Raw genomic sequence first — 16,429 nt, forward strand, 5'->3', positions numbered from 1 at the left:
TCGCAAGCGTTGACCCACGTGCCTGCCGCGCGCGCGCAGCTCAGCAGACTGCTGTGCGACCCGCGTACTGCCCGGCATTGCGGCTTCACCACGCAACGTCGCGGCATCCGGGCTGCGGAAGCCGCGCGGCTACAGCTGCAGTTCGAGTGCGGCAGCCTGGAGTTGCGGATCGCCGCACGCGACGGCCTGGCGCAGCTGTTGAACGAAGCCGACGACGCCCTGCGTGCTGCGATCGCCGGTGTGCTGTTGGGCGATACGCTGCATGCCTTCGCAGCGCTCGGACTGGGGACTGCCGAGGTCGTCGCCTTCGAACGCTGTGCGCAGGTAGCCGATTGCTTGGAGATCGGCATCACGCTGGGCGGCATCGACGCGATCGCGCAGACCGCCAGCCCGCTCTTGCTTGCCGCGCTGCAAACCGCGACCGCTGCGCTGGCGACACCATCGCCACTGCCGGCCTGGCTGAGCGCATTGCGGCTGAGTACGCGCCTGCGCATCGGCCAACGCACGGTAACGGCGACGCTGCTGCAATCGCTGCGCCCCGGCGATGTGCTGCTGCATGCGCTTGCCCCGGCTCCCGTCCGCAGCGGCGAGCTGCGGTGGGGCATGCCGGGAGGTGCGGTGTTGCGCGCGCCGGTACGCCTGAACCTGCAACAGATGATTCTGGAGACCGCCCCCACCATGCAGCACGATACGTCCGAGTCCGATACCTCCGCGTCCACCACCGATGTGGCGGCACTGGAACTACCCGTCCAACTGGAAGTGGATCAACTTGCGCTGTCCCTGTCGGTCCTGTCGGGCTTGCAGCCTGGCCAGATCCTCGAACTGTCGGTGCCGGTGGACCAGGCCGACATCCGTCTGGTCGTCTACGGCCAGACCATCGGCATCGGCAGGCTGCTGGCGGTGGGCGAACATCTCGGCGTGCAGATCCTCAGCATGTCGGAGACTCCAAATGCAGATGCCTGATGTCGGCTCGCTGCTGCTGGTGGTCATCATGCTGGGGCTGCTGCCCTTCGCAGCGATGGTGGTCACCTCCTACACCAAGATCGTGGTCGTGCTCGGCTTGCTGCGCAATGCCATCGGTGTGCAGCAGGTGCCGCCGAACATGGTCCTCAACGGTGTCGCGTTGCTGGTGTCGTGCTTCGTGATGGCGCCGGTGGGCATGGAGGCGTTCAAGGCTGCGCAGAACTACAGTCCCGGTGCCGACAACAGCCGCGTGGTGGTGTTGCTCGACGCCTGCCGAGAACCGTTTCGGCAGTTCCTGCTCAAGCACACGCGCGAGCGCGAGAAGGCGTTTTTCATTCGCTCGGCGCAGCAGATCTGGCCCAAGGACAAGGCCGATACGCTCAAGCCCGACGATCTTCTCGTGCTGGCGCCGGCATTCACGCTCAGTGAGCTGACCGAGGCATTCCGTATCGGATTTCTGCTGTATCTGGTGTTCATCGTGATCGATCTGGTGGTGGCCAATGCGTTGATGGCAATGGGTCTGTCGCAGGTGACGCCGACCAATGTGGCCATTCCGTTCAAACTGTTGTTGTTCGTGGCGCTGGATGGTTGGTCCATGCTGATCCACGGGCTGGTCTTGAGTTATCGGTGACGCCATGGACCATGACGATCTGGTGCGATTCACTTCCGAAGCCTTGCTGCTCTGCCTCAAGGTGTCGTTGCCGGTGGTCGGTGTCGCTGCGCTGGCTGGGCTGCTGATCGCCTTCATCCAGGCAGTGATGTCGCTGCAGGATGCGTCGATTTCGTTCGCGCTCAAGCTGGTGGTGGTGGTGGCCGCCATTGCGGTCACCGCGCCCTGGGGCGCGTCGGCAATCATGCAGTTCGGCCAGGCGCTGATGCAGGCGGCGTTCCCATGATCCGGCGCATCTCGTCAGGCGCTGTGCCGCCGTCGTTGCCCACCGCGCACGGCGCATCGCACCACCACGCCGATGGGTCGCACGCTGGCACTGCCGTGCAGCCGCTGGCGGATGCGGCACCGCATGCACCGCGTCTGCGCGCGGCTCCGCCACGCCGGCGGCGGCGGGGCATGCGGGCGCTGGAAGGGCAGGACGACGAACTCGACGCCACCGAGCTGGAAGAAGCCGAAGCGGCACGCATCTCGGCGCTGCGCGGCCGCGTCAGCATCGCCGTCCCGCAGTCGCAAGGCCAGGGGCAAAGCCAGGACAATCAGCACGGCGATGGCGGTCACGCCTATGCCGGCGATCCGCACGCGATGCCACGGGCAAGCGCCTCGCCGGTACGCGTGGACGACACTGTGCGTGCGGATGTCCAGGCAGTCATCGATCGGTATGCGGCAACGCGCGCCGCCGACCAGACGGTTAGACAACACGCCCTCACCGCTGCGTTCGTGGAGTTGGGCGAAATCGGCGCTGCCCATCCGGCCGCCGCACCGCTGACCACCATGGTCTGGATGTTGATGCGCGAGCACCTGCAAGCGGGCCGGACCGATACCTTGGCCGAAGGCATGGAAACATTGCGCAAACGCCTGGTGGACATGGTGCGCGCGCAACCCGAATGCGCACCGGCGCTGCGTAGCTATTATTTGCTGCTGCCGCTCATGCTGATCAGCGCTGGAAAACCGCGCAAACCCGCTGATTGCGCACGCGGCATCACATGTTTGAACGCGCTGCTGATGGAACACCACGATGGAACTGCCCAGGGGATTCGCGCATGACCATGCAACTTCGCATACTGACGGGAATACACGCCGGCGCACGATTAGATTTGCAGCCAGGCAGCTATACGTTAGGCGCCGATTCCCAAGCCGAGATCCGGATAGAAGACTGGCCTGGTTGCTCGCTTATCATCGAGGTGGATGCAGATGGTCAAGCTCATTATCGCAGTGACGCGTTGCCAACGGCTCCGTTTGTTGGGTTGCATCCAGTACGTTTTGGTCCGCTGGTGCTCTGCATCGGCGACGCTGCGGCCGAGTGGCCGGACGACGTCGCGCTGCTGGAGAGGTTGCTGTCCCCCGTCGCCGCGCCTGACGCGCCTCCGGCCCGCAAGTCCAGGCGCACTGCGATGCGCGCAGTGGTGGGCGCCATGCTAGCGCTGGCCGCCGCAGCGTTGCTGCCGTCCCTGCTGCCGGCGTTTCTCTCCCATGCCGCTCCCACGCCCAGCCAGGACAACCAGCTCCACCAGGTCGCCTCCGTGCTGAAACGGCTGGGCCTGCGTGAAGCCCGTGTAGAGCAGGTCGGCACGCACGTGCGCGTCGAGGGGCTGGTGCCGAGCAGCGCAGATGCGGCACGCCTGCGCGCACAGCTGCACCGCTACCAACATGCGGCCACGGTCGATGTGGTGGTGGTGGATGAGGTGCTGGCGACCTTGCGCGACACCTTGGCCGACCGCGATCTGAGCGTGCGCTACGACGGGCAAGGGGTGTTTTCTATCGCCGGCAGCAGCGACAACGCGGAGCGCGCAATCGGCAGGATCGCCGACCTGCGTAGCGATCTGGGCCCGGAGATCCGCAAGCTGCATGTGGACATCACCCAGCAGGACCCGTCGGTAAAACCGCCTTCGAACTACGACGCCGCCCTGTTGGTCGAAGGCCTGAATTACGTGGAGACACCGGACGGCACCAAGCACCTGACTTCCCTGCCGCAGCAAGCGGCGCCATGAGAACCGCACCATGTTCGATGCCATGACCGATACGGTCACCCAGGATATGAACAAGCTCCTGCAGACAAAGGCGCTGGATGTCTCCGGTGAGCGACTACGCGACATCGAGGCAGCGCTGCACACGACAGCGCAACAACTGCGTGTGCACTGGTCCGCAGCGAGCGATCAGGCCACGCGCAACGATTTCACCGTCTTGCACGACGGCATCAATGCCGCGCGCGAGATCGTCGCGCACGTTGCGGGAATGCCTTGACCATCGATTTCTTGGTCGTTCCGACCAGGTAAAACGCGCCTGCAGGCGCTCCACGTTACTTCTCTTTAGCTAAGGAGTATTTACATGACGACTGATTTACAATCGATAGGGCCGCGACTTGGCCAGGGCGGGGATCTGTTTAAATCAGACCTCTCAAGCCGGTGGGACAATCACGCCACCACCCAGACTTCGGAAAATCAGATGGATAGTCTGATGGGTGGCGTTGGCAGTTCAGCGGCAGCACAGGAGCGCATGAACAACTATCTGACCGCGAAGAAGAACGAACTTGACTTCAACGTGGCGCTCAATAAATTCATCGGCAAGGCAGGCGACAACGCGAAGCAGCTGGTTGGCAATTAATAGGCCCTGACATGACGCAGGGCCGGTGGATGGCCCTGCGCATGTCGTACGACAGATGAGCAGCACCCGATTCGAAGGGATCGTTCACCAGATGTGCGAAGCACTGGACCTGCCGGATGTGCAGGCGGTGCTGAGCAGTCGTGTGCTCTGGGTAGAAGGGTTTGAAGTCTATCTGCACACGCCTGCCGCGCCGGCCGACGATGACGCACAGCAAGTGCCGGAAGAAGAAGCATTGTACCTGCGCATCTCCTACGGCCTTGCTCCTGCGGGACGGACCTTGACGGTCTTCAGGCTGTTGCTGGAAGCCAATTTATCGGTGTACGCACAGGACCAGGCGCAACTGGGATTGAACGACGCCGGCGTGATCGTTCTGGTGGTGCGGGTTCCCCTGGACGACGATGTCGACGGTGCATGGATCTGCGATCTGCTCGCCCACTATGCCGAGCATGGCCGGTATTGGAACAACAACATCTTCATTGCACACGACGAAATGTTCGAAGGAATCGCGACGGGAAATTATCTTTGGCTACGTGCGTGAGGTGATCGGCCTTGCATGCATGCCGACTCAGAGAAATGCACTACTGCGCAGTACGGTGTTGAAGCCTTGCGCATCCGTTGCGCGATAGTACATCGCAACGGATGCGCCGTGATTGCCCATCGCAGTTCTTCGTCCGCCATTCATCTCTCGCAAGGACACTTGCCAATGAGTCTCGCCATCCCCTCACATACCACTGCAAGCTTACAACCGTCCTCATTCTCCCTGTCGCAACAGCAGGTCTTGACCGCGGTCATCATGAGCATGCTGGCGTACTGCATGCAACGCATGTTCATGGACATGATGCAGCCACAGGATCAGCCGTCCAATGACGGTCAGCCACAGGGCAACCCCACTCCAACACCATCGATGCCGCCATCGAATCCGCCCTCTTCGACCAATGCCGGCGGACAACAACACGGCAGCGGTACTGGCAATGGCAGCGGCGGCAATAACACAGGCAACGGCGGCACCTCCGGCACGGGAGTGGGCAACGGTGCATCGCCCACCACAAAGCCGAGTCAACCGGGAACCTCGCCTACCGACGGCCAGCCGGTGACGCCCGGGCCAACCGGTCCGCAGGCGCCACTTCCTCCCGGCAAGGTCGTCACTGCGCCAGCCGGAGTGCAGAACGACACCATCGTAGTGCACAAGGGCGAGGTATTCGACGGCAAGGGCCAGACTTACATCGGTGGGCCCTGCATGGGCAAGGGTAATCAAGACGAGCACCAGAAACCGCAGTTCATCGTCGAGGACGGTGGCAGCCTGTGCAATGTCCGCATGAAAGGCGGTGGCGACGGCGTGCATTTCTTGGGCAGCGGCAAGATGGTCAATTGCGTCAACGAAGATGTCAGCGAAGATGCGGTCACCATCGATGGGCAGGGCAACCGTGCGCATGATGCGGGCATCGCCGGTTGCAGCCCGGAGGTCAACGGACGTCCGAAAGTCGAGATCATCAATTGCACGTTCAACAATGCCGCCGACAAGGTCGTGCAGGACAACGGCGCTGCCGACGTGGTGATGTCGGGCGACACCGTCAACGGCGCCGGCAAGGTGTTCCGTACCAATGGTGGGCATACCGATATCGACTCGCATCTTCAGGTCGAGAATTGCGAGTTCAATCAGGTCAAGGAGGCGGTGTTCCGTACCGACGCGCCCGGCGCGACGGTGACGCTGGCAAACCTGAAGACCGATGCGCCCGACGAGGTGATTGCCCCCAACGCGTCCCAGGCCATCGGAGCGACACGTATTGGCCATAAGGCCTACAGCGGCTGACGCCGGAGTTACCCGCGCTGCGCGTCGTTTGCCCGGCGGATGCTGTGTTTGATTGCAGCATCCGCCGACTGGCTTGTGCCGTGCGCCGTAACCCAACAAATGTTCGCTAGCCCGCTTTTCGCTAGCCTGTTCGCAGTCCTGTCAAAAGTGCACCCAGGTCGGGAGTCGACAGGGACTGGGGACAAAACCCAAGCAAGCCAACGTGCTGTGAGCAAAGAATTTTCACGGCCTGCTTCCGGCCGGCGAGTTCGCTTCAATTCCTTCCGGCCAGCAGATCGCGGTACCACTATATTGCTTCGGATGAATGTCGAAATCTTCCAGATCCGCATCATCACTAGCGGTAAGCGGGTGAAAAGTAAGCGGGTGGGGTGGATAACCTCCCTTTTTTTTACGCTGGCCACACTGCGTATTTTGGACGGCAGGTGAATAGACATGAGAATTCCCCTCTCCGAATTATCCGGGCCGACGCAACCTGCCGCGTCTGAATCAGGTGACATACATGACAGAGGCCAGTCATCTGAACCTTCCACTGCGCCCAGCTTTGCAAGCATGGCCATGCCGCAATCGCCGGAGCTATCAGGGCTGAGGGCATCCTTGGGGGCGCGTCCCGGCAGGCCTCGAAACAGGGGCGGCGATCCATCCGTTGGAGACCACGAGATCCTGCAAAGAGGCGGAGATTCATTTTTCGATCGGTATGAGATGGTGCAACCAGACGGAGACCCATCTCTGCAGCATCAGCCGTTGCGGATGGGCGAATATCCAACTGTGGAGCAATATCAGACCTCGTCAATGGGCGAATTTCCATTCGTGGAGCAAGATGAGACGCTGCGAATTGGAGAATACCCCTCTGTGGAGCAACATGCGCTGCAGCAGATCAACGACCATGGGCGATTTCCCGGTGCCGCTGCAACGCATGTGGCACACCAGCAGCTCGATTCGTTGCTCGGCGATCTCGGCACCTCCGATGCGGATCAGAAGCGCATGAACAACAGGATCACCATGCTCAAGAACGACCTCGATTTCAACGTATCGCTCAACAAGTTCATCGGCAAGGCCGGCGACAACGCAAAATGCCTGGTCGGTCAGTAACTGCCTTTGACATGATGCAGGGTAAGTCCATCGCCCTGCGCGTGTTGCACGGCAGATAAGCAACACCCGATCCGAAATGATCGCCCGGCAGATGTGCGAATCATTGAACCTACCGGGTGCGCAGGCGGTGCTCAGCTGAGCCGTGCTGGGTGAAGCCTATCTGCTCGTGCCCCAAGCCCAGACCGGCCGCGACGCACCGCAGGCGCTGGAAGAAGACACAATCCACCTGCGCATCTGCTACGACGTTGCTGCTACCGGACCGAGCTTGATGGTTCTTCGGCTGTTGCGCGAGCCCAATCTGTCGGTGTACGCGCAGGACCAGGCGCAACTCGGATTGGACGATGCGGTGGTCATCATGCTGATCGTGCGCGTTCCTTTGCACGATGACATCGACCTGTAACGCGCGACCACGCAAACACATCACCGGCTGCAGCGGGCGCCTGGCGCGCACGGGGAGCGCCAGCAAGCGACAGACGCAGCGGCGTCTGCGTCTGTCGTTGCGGCGCGCCATGCGCCAGTCGATCAACTACCAGCCCCATCGCTCACGGCCGGCCGCTTTCCCATTGGCGAAGTTCCTCGCTCTCGTGCAATGCGCGCCTGAGCGTCTTTAACTCGGTCTCCAGTGTGCGGGTCAGGTCGTTGCGCGGCACGCCGCCGAGCATCGCCGCCTGCCCAGCGTGCAGGTGATCGAGCACGGTGTCGATGGTCGCCGTCGAGATGGACTGCGTCTGGATCTCCGTGCGCAATATCTCCAAGGCGTCACGCAACACGCTCTGGGCCAGCGGCCCTGATGCAAGCGCAAGCTGCTCCCCTTCCTCCATGGCGCGCGTAATTGCTGCCGGTGTCGGCCCTGAAAACATCGTGATCGCTTCATCAATGGGTTCGGCCAGCGCCTGAAGCGTGCGTGCGATGGTGCGTCGATACTTGGTTGCTGCGACGGCACGTTCCTGATCCAGTCGTGTCGCCTGGGTGGTGTTGGCACCGTTCTTGGCCTTCAGCGCATTCCAGACCGTATCGTTGAACAGGGTCTGCGCCGCCTGTTGCAAGACCGTTGCGTTGGAGTTGGCGGCTTCGCCGGCAACCGCCCCGCTTTCGTTTCCACCACGCAAGGGTGCAGCGATCAGGCGGCTGGCGCCAAGCGAGGCAATATTGCCCATCACGTTACTGAGCATATGGCGGCTCAACAGATCGCGTACCGCAGTGGTCATCGCGTTCGTGGTGCTCAAGGCCTGTTTGGCCAACGCCAGGCCTTCCACTGCGGTCTCCAGCAAATAGTTGGGGAAACGCACGGCGCTGGACCATTGCGCAGGCCGACGCTCGTTGTCCGGCAATGCCAGCGCAAACAGGTTCAACCGCTGCTGTCCGCCAAGCAAGTCGGGCACGCTCATCTGCCCGGTACGCGCAACGGCCTTGCCGGTTTCGAGCATCGCCTTCTGCACGACCCCGGCCCCGCCAACGGCAAGCATGCTCAACCCCAGTTGGCCGGCCGGGGTGCGTGTGCCCGGGTCGTCGGAGGTCCGTCGCGCTGCATTGAATCCGGCGTTGATCGTGGGCTTGAGCAACAAGGTGTCCAGGGACTTGTCGTCCAGGGTCGATTGCCATTGGGTGACGCCGGCACGCAGGTCGTAGGTGTGCGCCTTGAGCTCGGGGAGCGTTGCGGTGTTGCCCTCGCCGGGGCGCGTGAACCGCTTGCCTTCGGCGGTGATTTCCAGCAAGACCGGCGGCGGATCGGGCACCAGGATCTTGGGATCGATTGCCTGGAAACGCGGCAAGTTGGCGACGCGTGCGCGCCGATCCATTGCCGGGATCAGTAGCGTATCGCTGGTGTAGGACGCCAGACCCGCCACCGCACCGGAAAGGGTCGCATTGCTCAGCGTCTCCGATCCAGGCGCACGCGTGCCGTCATAGACCGCGCCTGCCGCGAGACCGACCGGGCTGCGCATCGCGCCCACGATGAAGGCCTTGAGGCATTCGTAAGCGATCGGCAGCGATGCCTCTGCGCCTGCCGCCTTCATATCGCCGACGACCTGGTAGCCGCTATCCGGGCCGAACGCAGCGACGCGTTCCTGCACGCGTGCATCAGCCCATTCAAGATATGCGGCCTCCAGGGTTTCCTGCTCCTGGGAGGGATCTGCAAACGGCAGTGCACCCAGGCGCATACGTATCTGTGTCTTTATACGGTCGACCGCCAGTGCGCTGCGCTCGGCGTAGGTCGCATCGGCAGCGGACGTGACCGATGACGCGTCGTCGAGCGAGGCCAGCGTCATGCGAGCGCTATAGAACGTGGCATCAGAGATGTCCGAGCGCTGTGACGCGTCAAGGGACGTCTCGGTGCGGATTGTGTCGGCCGGCGTGCGACGGGAAAGCGCAGCGCGACGGCCGCGTAGCCCAGCGCCTGGCGAGGACAGGCCTTCCAGCGGCCCCGATGGCAACCGTGCCTGTTGCGATACGGTGGGTTCTTCTACGTGCGGTTGATGTGCGTGAGCGGCAGACGCCTGGCGGACATCTGAAGCGGTGCTATCGCGCGTGAGCTTCATGAGGCCACCTCGGCCGCACTGCCGGTCTGTGACACCAGTGCGTCCAGCACCACGCGGGCGACCACTTGCCCGCGGTCCAGCGCGGCGGCCACAGCGTCGGGCGTGCGCTCGAGCAGCAACGGACAGACACATAGCAGACCAAGATCGGAGAGCGTGAGCCGCCAGCCGTAGTGCGTCAGCAGTTGTTCCTGCAGCGCCAACAGGGTTACCACCTCATCGCGATCGAGTTCGCGTGCGGCCAGTGGCAGGATCACTTCCGGAAACGCCGTCAGCTCGCCCTGCTGCATCTGCGTATGAACGCGGCACAGCATGCCTGCGGGCCCAAGGATGGTTTCGCCTTCACCGAGTCGCTGCGCAAGCTCGCCGGGCAATCCGAGATGGGCGCCAAGACCGATGAAGAACGCGGTGTTCGCGCTGTGGTGACTGTCTGATTCCAACGTCATCTGAAAAACTCCGGTAGAAAATGGACTGCGTTGCCAATGCGTCACTTCATTAGCAAACAGTGTCTTTCTCCGGATAAACACCCGAGCAAGGTGCAGCGAACCAATCGCGCTGCACACGAAGTTGGCCGGCTGGAAAGAGCGCAACCGAGACCTGTGTCATACCTCCTGCACCTAGGCGCCAACGTAAATGGTTGGCCCTAGAAGCAGTCGTAACAGAATGTGCGTGCCAGTGGTCTGCATGGGCCCGCAGGCCAACGACAGTCAGTTAATCCAGGCTTCCGATCTTGGGCCGAAGTATGAGGCGCGTGCTGGCCGGGCTGGTGCGCAGTAGTAGTAGCCAGTGTCCGGGTGACCTGTATCGAAAACGGCAGGCAATTTTGTGGCAAGGCGACCGTCGCTTGGGCGCAGGCGTCGCTCCTTCCGCTAGTGCATTAACCAATCGCCTACCCTGGCAGAGTGCCAAAATGCCGTCTGCTCCATTTATTATTTTCTATCGTTCTGGCGCTTTGATGATGCGCATCTTTTCGCGGGGTGGCCAGGCGCTCCTCGCACATCTACGCCACACGCTGAGCAGGCGCAGATGCATGCACCGCAGACGCCGCCGCAACGATCGATTGCCACGCACACCCACGCTGGACCAATCCACGCGGCACGTGCTCAGGCATCGTCCCGCCCGGTCACCGCGCCCGACGCCACCTTCCGCATCACCGTTGAACGCCGCGACGCCATCGATAAGCAAATCTGAGGCGGCGCTCGCTTCGAACATGCGGGCTGGCTTCGAGACTGCCATGAATCTAGCGCAAGAAGAGACTGCAAGACGGCTACAGAATATTATCAAGCGTCTTGTCGGTGGAGAGCCAGTAGTTAAGGTGGTATATGAAGCCGTCCAAGGCGATATACGGCATGACGCAAAGGCATTCATCGACACGCCAAGGCTTTTGGTTGAGAAATATCCGACGTCGGGAGACAGCCAAAATTAGCGGAAGGGTCGATAATTAAGAGCGGCTAACAAAACGTAGCGAGCAGTCGTCAGGTGGGTGTGGACGGCGCGGAGGAACCGGAGTGTACGGGTGGTACATGAGGATTCCGAGCACCGGCCGCGCCCGCCTGGCGGCTGCACAGTAGTTTTGTTAGCGGCTCTAAGTGTCTTCCATCATTGCATGGAGGGATTGCTACGCGAGCGTGCCAGGAGCGGCTAAAAAACCTGGCGAGCAGTCGTCAGGTGGGTATGGACGGGGCGCTCAGAACCCGAGCAAGGGCCGCGCCCGCCTGACGCAGAACGCAGTCCTGTTGTGCGCCGCTTCACCCGGGAATGGGAGAGGATGCCAACCGCAGCAGCTTCGTGGCGCTGGGGGGCGACACCTGTCTCTGGAGTGCGGTCGACTGCCGGCATAAAGACAGCCGCACGACGCCGAAGTCTCAAAAGTCGACCATAAACTCACCGAACGGGCGCCGCTAATATCGCGATTACGCGCGCAAAACGACGCCACTGTTCCAGACCAGTCATTCACAACGACCTGGCGACGTGACTAGCGTTGCCCTACAGCAGCAGACAAGCCGACTGCGCTCACCGCCAGGCGGGCGCAGCCGATGCTCGGCGGGGCATGTACCGCAGGTTCCGAATGCGCCGTACATACCTCCGATGACAACTACTTGCCACGTTCTGTGAGTCGTGCCAAAGGTGGAAAAGTTCTCTGGCAACACCTACTTGGCGAATCGAACGATCCTCGCGATTGTAAGTTACTGGCGCACCGTCATCGTCCGAGAGCGACCACTATCGACGGCGCCCACCCCTCAAGCCCTTGAGATTTTCCTTGGTATCCGCCTCGAAGTTGTCGGCGATTCCCCTTGGAATATTCTGTTTTCCTAACGGTACTCCGCCTGCATTTTCGAGATTCTGGCGGATGTCGCCATCTTTCCTCTGTTTATCCAGTTGGATCTCTTCATAATGCAAGCCTGCCAAAACAGGAATTTTCAGCATTTCAACCGATTTACTAATACTGCTACCTACTAAATAACCTTTGACTCCATCAATGGGCTTTTGCCGCTCTGCTGCCCCCTTGCCTCCTCCCTTGGTTACACCCCCGGTCGAGCCCTTGGTTGCCCCCTTGGTCGCACCTTCGGTTGCACCCTCGGTCGAGCCCTTGGTTGTCCCCTTGGTCGCACCTTCGGTTGCACCCTTAGTGACACCCTTTGTTGCGCCCTCGGTCGCGCCCTCGGTTGCCCCCTTAGTTGCCCCCTTGGTCGCGCTCTCGCTTGCCACCTTGGCTGCGCCCTCGGTAACCCCTTTGGCTACCCCCTTGGCCGCGAGCCTGGCCGTGGGCCCACCGACAGCGCCCACTACCGCCCCAGCCATGTTGATGCCGGCGAGTTTCCACGCGAGCGACATGTTGCCACCTTGCATTGCGGTGTCGATCACCTGCGCTGCCTGCGCTTCGCTCTCCAATGCCAGCGCGGCTGCGTCGGCCACCTCACCGATGATGGGGATGCCGTTCAGTGCACTTAGCCCGACAGAGGCCCAGTCCATGATCTTGCTGTCCCACTTGAGGAACTCGTGTAATCCCTTACCAACGGTGCCGATATCCTTTTTCTTCTTCTTGATATCGGGTTGATCGGCCTTGCCCATCAACATGTCATCGACAGCCTTTTTCTGTTCCGGCGATGTGGCTTCGTGCGTAGGCGATGTCTCCACGGTCTTGTTGTCCGCACTCATATGATCGTAGAACTGGTGAAAGTCCTTCTGGCTGATCTTGCCTGAGTCGACGGTGTGGCCGCCACCAAAGAAGCTGTGGGGCTTCTTGTAGCCGGTGATCGAGTTGTTCAACAGGGCAAATAGTAGCGGGTCCTCCGATAGCTGCTTGGCGGCGTCGCGAACTGCGGGGTCCGCTTTATCGTCTTTGATGATCGTATCGAGCTTGTCGCGGGTCACCTCTTTGCCATCGCCGAAGAACGCGTCCTGGTGGCTGTTGATGGTGTCCAGCGTGTTGAGTTCGGGTGCGGTCAGGTGCATCTGCGATGCGGATTTCTGCAGGAAATCCGGTGTACTCATCGAACCAGAGTCTCCCGCCAAGGTCTTCCACTGATCGGGGTGCTCGCGGAAGTACTGTGCGGCGGCAATGACCTGCGGTGGGGACTTCTTGGTGTTGCTGTCGCCTTCGACCAATTGCTTGAACGCGTCCTGGTTCAGATCCTTCGGTAGATAGTCCGAGTAGCGATAGAACTCGCGCATCGCATCGCTTTCGGTCATGACCGTCGCCTGGGTCTTATCCGGGCTGTCCGACGCTACATAGTTTTGCGTGTAGCCCTTTGCTTGCTTGGTGGCGTACTCCGCTACCTGCGCGTGGCCGGCCGAGAACTTGCTGAGATCGCCGGCCTTGATCTTGCCGCCACACTTGCCATCGCCCTGCGAGCCGATGGCAAAGAACAGCCGCGGGTCTTTCTGCAGTTCCGTCAAGGCCTTCTTCAGATCCGGCGGGGTCGCGGGATCGTTGATCTTCGCATCGAGATCGGCCCACGCGACCGGCAATTGGTCCTTGTGGCGATCGAGCGTAGTGACGATCTCCAATTCGTTCTGCGTAAGCGTCCCGTCTTTCCATGTGACCGACGAGCCGTCCACCGCAGGTGGCAGTTCGCTTCCCTTCATTTTTTCGGGATTATAGGTCGCGTTCTTTCCACCCAGCTCCGTCACCTGCGGATGGCGGTCGGCAAAGTCGTAGAGGTTGGCGGCAATAAGCTTGCCGTTGCACTTGCCCTGATCGTCTTTGTGGTGTTTGCCGTGTCCCTGCGATGCCAGCGCGAAGAACAGGCCAGGGTCCTGCTGCAGGCCTTGCAGCGCTTTCTTCAGGTCCGGCGGGGTGGCCGGGTCGTTGATCTTTTCATCGAGCTTGGCGAACTCGATCGGCGTCATGTCGCGATGCGCATTGAGCGTGGAGACGATATCGAGCTGGGACTGGGTGAGCGTGCCGCCGTCCCAGGTCACCGATGAACCTTCTGCGGCAGGAGGCGGCGTGGATCCCTTCATATTCTTGGGATTGAATTCGGCATTCTTCCCGCCCAGGTCGGTCACCTGTTGATGATGGTCCGCAAAATCCCACAAATCATCTGCCTTGATCTTGCCGCCGCATTTGCCGTCTCCCTGCGAGCCGATGGCGAAGAACAGACGCGGGTCTTTCTGCAAGCCTTGCAGCGCGCTCTTCAGATCGGGAGGCGTGGATGGATCATTGATCTTGTCGTCGAGTTTTTTGAACTCAATCGGCATCTTGTCCTTGTGCTGATTGAGTGTGGAAACAATCTGAAGTTCCGATGGGGTGAGCGTGCCGCCGTCCCAGGTCACCGACGATCCCTCTACCGCAGGCGGCAGCTTGGATCCCTTGATGTCCTTGGCATCGAACGCGGTCGATAGCGTTGGCCAGGAGGTGCGTTTTTCGATCGGCTGGCTGGCTTGCATGTCGTCAGCTGAAGGCGTGGACTCCGGAATGCCGCCGCTATCTGGCTGACTGCCCGGAATCTCGCAGTCTGGCCCATTGATTGGGGCATTGCGGTAGGTGGCGGCAATCAGCCGGTAAATCTGCTGCAAGAACATGTTGTCGATCGCAAGCAACAGATCGGAGTCGTTCATGCCCGACTCGGATCCGAGCAACTCCGGGCACGACGTGTCATCCGTTGGCGGTGGAAGCGGACCGGCGTTACTCCCGGTCGAAAGCGTGTTGAGCGACATATATGCGGCCTCGCAGTGACAAAGCAGGACAGAGCGGCTGCATATGAGTACATGCTCATACGATCACACGGCATGTCTCATGCGGCGAGCACAAATGTTGCCACTCTCGCTACGGGATGCATGCGCGGATGAACTATTTTGGCGAAAAAAGCGCAAGAAAATGCGCGCAGTCGGAAAGCGTTCGAGCTGCCGTCGAGGTAAGACAGGCTTGCCCCTGGGTGCGCCCACGAGACAACGGAGCGTTGCCGTGGGCTGCGCAGGGGAGGGCACCAGTCCTCAACTGCGTGGTGACCTCACTGCATAGCGCGCTTGCCGCAGCAACTTTGGCCATTACCGCTGGTTGGACGTGGGAGCCGCAGCAGCGACTCTTCAAGAAACTGCACCGCAGCGCTTGTAGGTTGGACGTTGCTCGACTTGGCGCTGCCAGACCACTCGTCAACGGCGCCTCGGCAGCGCGTTGCGGCTAAAAAGAAGCACACGCGAGTGATCCGCATCTCTCGCCGCCGCGCCAGCTTGGAAACGCTGAGGTCGCTCGGATCATGCCAGGCCATTGTCTCTTCTGGGGACAGGGGAGCGGCGCGAGATCCTGCCAGAAGCCACAAACTACGGTGGCACCTCACCCTGGAGGCGCGCTGATTGCCTGGCCTTAGCGCTGATCCCGATGGTGCCTCTGCGTCGCCGCTGGCGCTGCATGCCCGCCAGCGCTGGTGTCGAATGTCCGCGTCGTTCGATGCCGGCAACGCTGATGCACTGCGTTGGAGCCGGGCGTCGATGCCGCAGCGCCGGTGTCCGTCATATCATGGGGTGCGAGCGCTGACAGCCCGCACTGATTGCGCCAGTGCGCCACGCGGCGCGTCCGTTGCGGACTGCGCTCAAGCCTGTGGCGAGTCGCTCCCACGTCATCGGTATCGAGGAACGTGGTGTGCCGAACAGGCCTCGACGCTGGACTCGCTCAAGGGCAGGGCGCGTCGCCCTGCCCAGGAAGCGGTCAGAGGCTGTCCGGTGCCGGCGCAGTGGCCCTGGCGTGCTGCTTGCCGCGCGCGTGCTCGATGGCGGTGCGCAGCTTGCGGGCGGCGCCGGTGACGGCAGAGGCAGTGGTTTCGGCGCTGTTGGTGGCGGCGATCGGCGGCAGACCTGCGACATGCGCTTCGATACTGCAGGTTCGATCCGCTGCGCCGCCGCGTTGGCCGTTCTCGTCGCGCAAATGCACTTCGACGCGGGTAATGTCGTTGGCAAAATGCGCCAGCTGGGCGGTGCAGGTTTTCTCGACATGTTGCACGACGGACGGGTCATGCGGCACGTGCTTGTCGGTCTGGATCTGAATCTGCATGGAGTTCTCCTTCGCGGTCATCCGCTGCGTCTGCCGCAGCGGTGACCCGATTCTGCGACAGCCCGGTGTTGCCGCAAGGTGACAAGCCGCCAGATGTTCATGCACTGGTCGGCTGGGTGGTCGCACCCTCCCGGACGCTACGCTTGCGTCCGCATGAATTGCCGGCCCGGCGGCGGGCGGCACGGTGGGGGCGGTGGCTTAAGATGCCGGCACCGCGCGGTTCTGCGCCTGTCCGATGCCTGCCTGTGTCCCGATTGCGTTTTGTGCCG

At 61.6% G+C, this 16,429-nt stretch carries 16 protein-coding genes and 1 other RNA gene; 12 read left to right on the forward strand and 5 right to left on the reverse strand.

Features of this window, described 5'->3' with window-relative positions; all coding sequences use genetic code 11:
- The first annotated feature begins 9 nt into the window (after positions 1–9).
- From sctQ to ACCQ06_RS02410, 11 genes are all read left to right on the forward strand, one after another.
- Positions 10–963, forward strand: a complete 954-nt coding sequence (gene sctQ, locus ACCQ06_RS02360; RefSeq protein WP_316692479.1) for a type III secretion system cytoplasmic ring protein SctQ — start codon at positions 10–12, stop codon at positions 961–963.
- Complete coding sequence (gene sctR, locus ACCQ06_RS02365; RefSeq protein WP_006451038.1) at positions 950–1,594, forward strand: type III secretion system export apparatus subunit SctR; 645 nt, start codon at positions 950–952, stop codon at positions 1,592–1,594. Before sctQ ends, sctR begins: the two co-directional genes overlap by 14 nt.
- Positions 1,595–1,598: 4 nt before the next feature.
- On the forward strand, positions 1,599–1,859 hold the full coding sequence (gene sctS / locus ACCQ06_RS02370) for a type III secretion system export apparatus subunit SctS (protein ID WP_002802878.1): 261 nt from the start codon (positions 1,599–1,601) through the stop codon (positions 1,857–1,859).
- On the forward strand, positions 1,856–2,677 hold the full coding sequence (locus tag ACCQ06_RS02375; protein WP_316690024.1) for a 4-hydroxyphenylacetate catabolism regulator HpaA: 822 nt from the start codon (positions 1,856–1,858) through the stop codon (positions 2,675–2,677). The genes sctS and ACCQ06_RS02375 overlap by 4 nt, the downstream gene beginning before the upstream one ends.
- Positions 2,674–3,621 carry an HrpD5 family protein gene (hrpD5, locus tag ACCQ06_RS02380; protein ID WP_316692480.1) on the forward strand — a complete coding sequence of 316 codons (948 nt, stop codon included), beginning with the start codon at positions 2,674–2,676 and terminating at the stop codon, positions 3,619–3,621. The genes ACCQ06_RS02375 and hrpD5 overlap by 4 nt, the downstream gene beginning before the upstream one ends.
- A 10-nt stretch (positions 3,622–3,631) precedes the next feature.
- Positions 3,632–3,874, forward strand: a complete 243-nt coding sequence (hrpD6, locus tag ACCQ06_RS02385; RefSeq protein WP_228322889.1) for an Hrp regulator HrpD6 — start codon at positions 3,632–3,634, stop codon at positions 3,872–3,874.
- Positions 3,875–3,958: 84 nt separating this feature from the next.
- Positions 3,959–4,234: an HrpE family protein gene (gene hrpE / locus ACCQ06_RS02390; RefSeq protein ID WP_228322890.1), complete on the forward strand. Its 276-nt coding sequence runs from the start codon at positions 3,959–3,961 to the stop codon at positions 4,232–4,234.
- A 55-nt stretch (positions 4,235–4,289) separates the two neighbouring features.
- Positions 4,290–4,772: a CesT family type III secretion system chaperone gene (locus ACCQ06_RS02395; RefSeq protein WP_316690025.1), complete on the forward strand. Its 483-nt coding sequence runs from the start codon at positions 4,290–4,292 to the stop codon at positions 4,770–4,772.
- A 165-nt stretch (positions 4,773–4,937) separates the two neighbouring features.
- Positions 4,938–6,044 (forward strand): pectate lyase, encoded by a 1,107-nt coding sequence (locus ACCQ06_RS02400; RefSeq protein ID WP_316692481.1) that lies wholly within the window; start codon positions 4,938–4,940, stop codon positions 6,042–6,044.
- 873 nt (positions 6,045–6,917) lie between these two features.
- Positions 6,918–7,133 carry an HrpE family protein gene (gene hrpE / locus ACCQ06_RS02405; RefSeq protein ID WP_228323003.1) on the forward strand — a complete coding sequence of 72 codons (216 nt, stop codon included), beginning with the start codon at positions 6,918–6,920 and terminating at the stop codon, positions 7,131–7,133.
- 142 nt (positions 7,134–7,275) lie between these two features.
- Positions 7,276–7,533, forward strand: a complete 258-nt coding sequence (locus tag ACCQ06_RS02410) for a hypothetical protein (RefSeq protein WP_104614301.1) — start codon at positions 7,276–7,278, stop codon at positions 7,531–7,533.
- A 142-nt stretch (positions 7,534–7,675) separates the two neighbouring features.
- Here the strand turns inward: ACCQ06_RS02410 and xopF1 are convergent, their stop codons facing one another.
- Positions 7,676–9,670 carry a type III secretion system effector XopF1 gene (gene xopF1, locus ACCQ06_RS02415; RefSeq protein WP_316690026.1) on the reverse strand — a complete coding sequence of 665 codons (1,995 nt, stop codon included), beginning with the start codon at positions 9,668–9,670 and terminating at the stop codon, positions 7,676–7,678.
- The gene (gene hap3, locus ACCQ06_RS02420; protein ID WP_104614303.1) at positions 9,667–10,113 is read right to left on the reverse strand and encodes an Hpa3 family type III secretion system protein; all 447 of its coding nucleotides are present in this window, start codon (positions 10,111–10,113) and stop codon (positions 9,667–9,669) included. Before hap3 ends, xopF1 begins: the two co-directional genes overlap by 4 nt.
- A gap of 580 nt (positions 10,114–10,693) precedes the next feature.
- On the opposite strand from hap3, the gene ACCQ06_RS02425 reads away from it, so the two are divergent.
- Positions 10,694–10,858 carry a hypothetical protein gene (locus ACCQ06_RS02425; RefSeq protein WP_316690027.1) on the forward strand — a complete coding sequence of 55 codons (165 nt, stop codon included), beginning with the start codon at positions 10,694–10,696 and terminating at the stop codon, positions 10,856–10,858.
- A gap of 258 nt (positions 10,859–11,116) precedes the next feature.
- Here the strand turns inward: ACCQ06_RS02425 and ACCQ06_RS02430 are convergent.
- The 3 genes from ACCQ06_RS02430 to ACCQ06_RS02440 all read right to left on the reverse strand — a co-directional run bounded on the left by ACCQ06_RS02430 (position 11,117) and on the right by ACCQ06_RS02440 (position 16,160).
- Positions 11,117–11,192: non-coding RNA, sX9 sRNA (locus tag ACCQ06_RS02430), on the reverse strand.
- A gap of 695 nt (positions 11,193–11,887) precedes the next feature.
- A complete protein-coding gene (locus ACCQ06_RS02435; RefSeq protein WP_316690028.1) occupies positions 11,888–14,830 on the reverse strand; it encodes an HrpF/NolX family T3SS translocon protein in 2,943 nt (980 codons plus the stop codon).
- Positions 14,831–15,818: 988 nt separating this feature from the next.
- Entirely contained in the window at positions 15,819–16,160 is a 342-nt protein-coding gene (locus tag ACCQ06_RS02440) for an HPF/RaiA family ribosome-associated protein (RefSeq protein WP_055853941.1), read from the reverse strand.
- Positions 16,161–16,429 lie beyond the last annotated feature (269 nt).

The sequence above is a fragment of the Xanthomonas sp. NCPPB 4467 genome, assembly GCF_041475665.2.
Lineage (GTDB): Bacteria > Pseudomonadota > Gammaproteobacteria > Xanthomonadales > Xanthomonadaceae > Xanthomonas > Xanthomonas dyei.

What these genes read in the sequence shown, in the direction of transcription:
- hap3 (WP_104614303.1), bottom strand. Translation starts at nt 10,113, where the DNA reads ATGACGTTGGAATCAGACAGTCACCACAGCGCGAACACCGCGTTCTTC.
- hrpE (WP_228322890.1), top strand. Translation starts at nt 3,959, where the DNA reads ATGACGACTGATTTACAATCGATAGGGCCGCGACTTGGCCAGGGCGGG.
- ACCQ06_RS02395 (WP_316690025.1), top strand. Translation starts at nt 4,290, where the DNA reads ATGAGCAGCACCCGATTCGAAGGGATCGTTCACCAGATGTGCGAAGCA.
- sctS (WP_002802878.1), top strand. Translation starts at nt 1,599, where the DNA reads ATGGACCATGACGATCTGGTGCGATTCACTTCCGAAGCCTTGCTGCTC.
- ACCQ06_RS02375 (WP_316690024.1), top strand. Translation starts at nt 1,856, where the DNA reads ATGATCCGGCGCATCTCGTCAGGCGCTGTGCCGCCGTCGTTGCCCACC.
- xopF1 (WP_316690026.1), bottom strand. Translation starts at nt 9,670, where the DNA reads ATGAAGCTCACGCGCGATAGCACCGCTTCAGATGTCCGCCAGGCGTCT.
- hrpD5 (WP_316692480.1), top strand. Translation starts at nt 2,674, where the DNA reads ATGACCATGCAACTTCGCATACTGACGGGAATACACGCCGGCGCACGA.
- ACCQ06_RS02400 (WP_316692481.1), top strand. Translation starts at nt 4,938, where the DNA reads ATGAGTCTCGCCATCCCCTCACATACCACTGCAAGCTTACAACCGTCC.
- ACCQ06_RS02440 (WP_055853941.1), bottom strand. Translation starts at nt 16,160, where the DNA reads ATGCAGATTCAGATCCAGACCGACAAGCACGTGCCGCATGACCCGTCC.
- hrpD6 (WP_228322889.1), top strand. Translation starts at nt 3,632, where the DNA reads ATGTTCGATGCCATGACCGATACGGTCACCCAGGATATGAACAAGCTC.
- ACCQ06_RS02425 (WP_316690027.1), top strand. Translation starts at nt 10,694, where the DNA reads ATGCATGCACCGCAGACGCCGCCGCAACGATCGATTGCCACGCACACC.
- ACCQ06_RS02435 (WP_316690028.1), bottom strand. Translation starts at nt 14,830, where the DNA reads ATGTCGCTCAACACGCTTTCGACCGGGAGTAACGCCGGTCCGCTTCCA.
- sctR (WP_006451038.1), top strand. Translation starts at nt 950, where the DNA reads ATGCAGATGCCTGATGTCGGCTCGCTGCTGCTGGTGGTCATCATGCTG.